The sequence below is a fragment of the Vibrio sp. HI00D65 genome (genome assembly GCF_001635455.1).
Classification (GTDB): Bacteria; Pseudomonadota; Gammaproteobacteria; order Enterobacterales; family Vibrionaceae; genus Vibrio.
In genome coordinates, this window is record NZ_LWEH01000416.1 from 1 (window position 1) to 4,306 (window position 4,306).

A 4,306-nucleotide genomic window follows, 5' to 3' on the forward strand; every position below is an offset into this window, starting at 1 on the left:
CAACAAACGCTATACCGAACGACTGGTCTCTGCACAAAAAAGTACAGGTGAGGAAGATGCACTGGTCGTGATGAAGGGCGAGCTACTTGGCATGCCAGTTGTCGCATGTGCTTTCGAGTTTGCTTTTATGGCAGGGTCAATGGGATCAGTTGTAGGCGCTCGATTTGTCGATGCAGTCAATAAAGCAATTGAATCAAGCTGCGCACTGGTATGTTTTTCAGCGTGCGGGGGGGCGCGCATGCAAGAATCACTCATGGCGTTGATGCAAATGGCGAAAACCAGTGCTGCGCTCAAACGATTGTCTGAAGCTAAACTACCTTATATCTCGGTAATCACCGACCAAACCTTTGGCGGTGTCTCAGCCAGTTTAGCAATGCTGGGTGATATCAATATCGGTGAGCCTAAAGCGAGAATCGGTTTCGCGGGCCGAAGAGTCATTGAACAAACGGTACGGGAAAAGCTACCTGACAGTTTTCAACAGAGTGAATTCTTACTCGAACATGGCGCTTTAGACATGATTGTAGATAGGCGTGATATGCGTAAAAAAGTGGCAAGACTTATAGCTATGATGACCAATACCACCCATCAAAAAGGGTGAGCTGAAAGAGCGAAGGCACTTAATATACAGCAGCTCTAAGCCCTATTTATTTTTCCACGATTGATTTAACCACTGCCCCGCTCGATTACTTGTTCAGAGGAGGCAGTGTAACCTAACAGCTCAGCATCACTTCGGACACGAGTACAAGGTCAATTAGACAGTGGCACTCTTATTTTGAAGATATTCAAGGTATTGATTTAAAACCTCTATATCATCAGAACGCTCGAGTGCTTTTGGATGGGTTTTACGAATCGTATCAATGCTATTTTTCACATCCAGATATGATAAAACGGCTTGTTCGGATTCGATGGACGGTTTGACGTAAGCCTTAGTCCCCTCGAGCACATTACTTAAGTCTAAACGGCTCTCATTGAACATTTGTTTCATTATCACTGCAGATTTAACCATACCAGAGCGACCATCACCCAACGCACAGTGGACCAACACATTCCCTTCGCGTGTATTCAATAAGTCGAGAACCCGATTCGCTAGACCATCGATATCTTCACTTGAAGGCTGTGTAAGAGCTTTGATAGAAAAGAAGTCCTTGATATACGTCGTCTTGTTAGAGATATACTCAATATTGTGACTCGCTAATTGCTTAGTTAGCGATACGATCTCTCTTGCCGACATACCAGAATCAAGGGAGATCAATGCCGCGACATTGCTATTTTTCAGGTTCTCACAAAACGTCATCAGCTGCGCGCCAGTAGAATAGTTTTTATTAGGTCGGCCAATCGAACCAATCCTGAGCTCAGGGTGAATGTGGATGTTCTCAACTTTCACATTAGTATTAGTAGCCTTTTGAACGACAGTTTTTTTGAATATCGGCTTCTGAACACCTTTTATCTTGTACTTTGCAGGGGTAGATTGGCTAAACTTCGTGCCACTCCAGTCTACCTGGGTTGGTACAGTACCGAATTTTTTGATTTTTACTTCAACGGGAACCCCCAGCTTTGCCGCGGCAATAAACCTGTGCTGTCCGTCCAAAATATGAATACGTCCAGTTTGTGGAGAACGCCAACCAGAAATCAAAATAGGTTCATCCGCCTGCCTTACTATAGAGACCTTTTCATCAATGATAGATTGAAAAACTTCAGGCTGAGCTGGCAATGGAATCTTATTGTCCGATACGACTTTTCCAACGGGTCCTTTTCCATTGAAACACCAGTCAAACGTCTCAAGTACAACGTTTACAGAAGAGGTACCGTAAGCACTATTCACTTTAAAACTGCCCGCACCACCACTTAAGCCCATCGTTTTGATGGTTTCTAAACGTTCACTGGTTTCTTTCATGAACTTGTACTTTTTAATCGCTCTTATCTTATTTTTTAGATCGCCGATGGCATCGCTCGATATAAATTTAGAACGGCGTATAAATTCGTCAGAGATATCGTTAACAACGCTTCTCATGAAGGCCGTTTTAGATAGACGAATCATTCTAATATTTTTCACTACACAAGCATTAACAACAACAGAAAGGTTAACGTTCAACGCCTTTGCGATTGGGGAAAAAATGGGAATGATGTCTGCTAGAAGTACGATTGAATCAAGCAAAATCGATTCAACATCTTGAATACTTACCTCATAATCAGGATCATTTATCATCTTCTGCGCGACTTGTAAAAACGGAACCTTGTTGTTTAATGCGGCTTCCATTGAGCTTTCAGTAAACAGAACTTCCTTCATTTCAACCGATTTGTCGCTCAGAGATAACTTAAATTCATTTGCAACCAAATCTTTCAAAAGATAATTCTCTTGGAACTGTTTTTTGCTGCCAACCTTTTTAAACGACTGAGCAATCAGGTTAAATTTTAGGAGCGTCGTCTCTTGTACTGCGTCCCACATAAAGTTATCAAACCTATGATTGCGCAATAAGAAAGGCTTAGGCTGCTCCTGAGTGTCGTCAAAACCTGTTGGAATATTCAATTTTAAGAAAATAGCGTTTAAAGCTTCGTACGATACATCTTTCCAGTTCTCATCTGTTTTGGGCAACGCTTCAATCAACTGAGTAACAAGCTCGTTATCGGCCCCACCTAGGTAGGTCACTCGGTGATGGAATGCAAATGTGCTGACTAAGAAGTATCGATGGTTACTATCTTTAGCAAGCACAATTCTGCCGCTCATACCTAGGTGGGTTTGTAGCATCAGCACCGCTGGTTTTATCGCTAAAGATATTGCCTCAGTCGTCGGAGCAGACATAAACAAATTCGCAAACAGAGCGATGAAAGCCTTCACTGAATCATCACAGTTAGGAAATTTCTCTTCTACCAATCGATACGCTTCAGCAATTCCCTCTGCTTTGCCAACCACATAGTCATCAAGAATATTTTTGATCGCATTCTTACTGTAGAAAGGCAATATTATATCTGCGGATGAAATGATGCTGACATTGCTATTCAAATCACTTTGATAGATGGATTGATCACGAATCAGAGTGTTCAAATCCTGATCGATAGCAGAGTTTTTATAATTGAAAAACTGCGCATAGTATTGACTATCCGATTTGAACTTTTCTCTTCCTACAATCTGCTCAATTAATAAAGTTGGTTTAGTATCATCGCCCTCTAGTTCCATGACCTCAGAAAGCACACTAATTAAGTCAATGACATCATTAAACCTCTCTACCACTTGAGGCTTTTCAAACACAACAATATCTTCAAGGTTAAAAGCATCATTATAAAATAATGCCATAGTATCCATTACCTGAAACTCTAGTCCATCCCTAGATTTATCTCGGATCAGTACTTTCTTAGGAATATTATTCTTTAATAAAATTTGGTCGAAGGTTTCATCCGAATAATCCAATGTAGTACTCATATCATCAGACATTGCTGTCATTTTCGCCAAAGCTAAACGGAAAGCAGCTTTATCATCACCTTGAGAGCAAGCATGATAAATCTCTATTTCTCTCGTAGCATCATTAAGTACCCTAGCTATATTAAATTCATCTAAACTATCATGAATATTACCGCTTAACGCTCTTTGTACGATGCCGTTTACTTTTTTCTCTGATATTTTAGCGCCCGATTCGGGAATAAGCTTAATCTCCTCTTTGAAGCCTGAATTGCTGATTGCAAACAATACTCGGCGCTTTTCTGCTTTAAAAAATGTGTAAATCAGAGCGCTTTCTAACCTAAAGTACAAACTACTTTCGCTGTGCTTTAAGCTCTTGATTGTACTATTCAATGGTTCCCCTAACAGGCCTTCGTCGCGACGCTCGAGAAGGTTCTCGATATAAATCATTGTTCTCGCAATGCTTGATTTAACTGCGAGGTTTCTAGATTTTTCACCACTTTTATATCGATAGCTAATCGTATTCATCACACTTACTTTTAAGTTTTGTATGAAAATCAAGCTATTTAAGTCGTTAATCTTGCTGACTATATAGTGTCTTACGTAGTGCTTATCATCGATAGCCTTGTAATCCTTTAAAGAAAGAGTTTCATACTCAGCAAGCTCCTTGTTAACAACCTCTAGAATTTGAGACATTTTTTTTATTTTTTCTAGGTTGCTATCACTATTTGAGCATATACCTTCAATTTCTTTAATATCCACATCTCTATGTGAACCATTTAATAACACAAGCTATTTCCTTATTGATACTTTAGTTGGGATATTGATGATAACTTACATTATATTAATATTTAAACACCTTTATTTATATCAACAATCAGTAATTTACTAATTTACTAATTTACTAATTTA

At 39.7% G+C, this 4,306-nt stretch carries 2 protein-coding genes; one reads left to right on the top strand and one right to left on the bottom strand.

Going from position 1 to position 4,306, the window contains the following annotated elements; genetic code table 11:
* Positions 1–598, top strand: a 598-nt coding sequence (accD, locus tag A3712_RS21630; RefSeq protein WP_063525001.1) for an acetyl-CoA carboxylase, carboxyltransferase subunit beta, incomplete at its 5' end; no start/stop codon positions are given.
* Positions 599–751: 153 nt separating this feature from the next.
* On the opposite strand, the gene A3712_RS21635 is transcribed toward accD, so the two are convergent.
* Positions 752–4,183, bottom strand: a complete 3,432-nt coding sequence (locus A3712_RS21635; protein ID WP_063525002.1) for a hypothetical protein — start codon at positions 4,181–4,183, stop codon at positions 752–754.
* Positions 4,184–4,306: the final 123 nt, after the last annotated feature.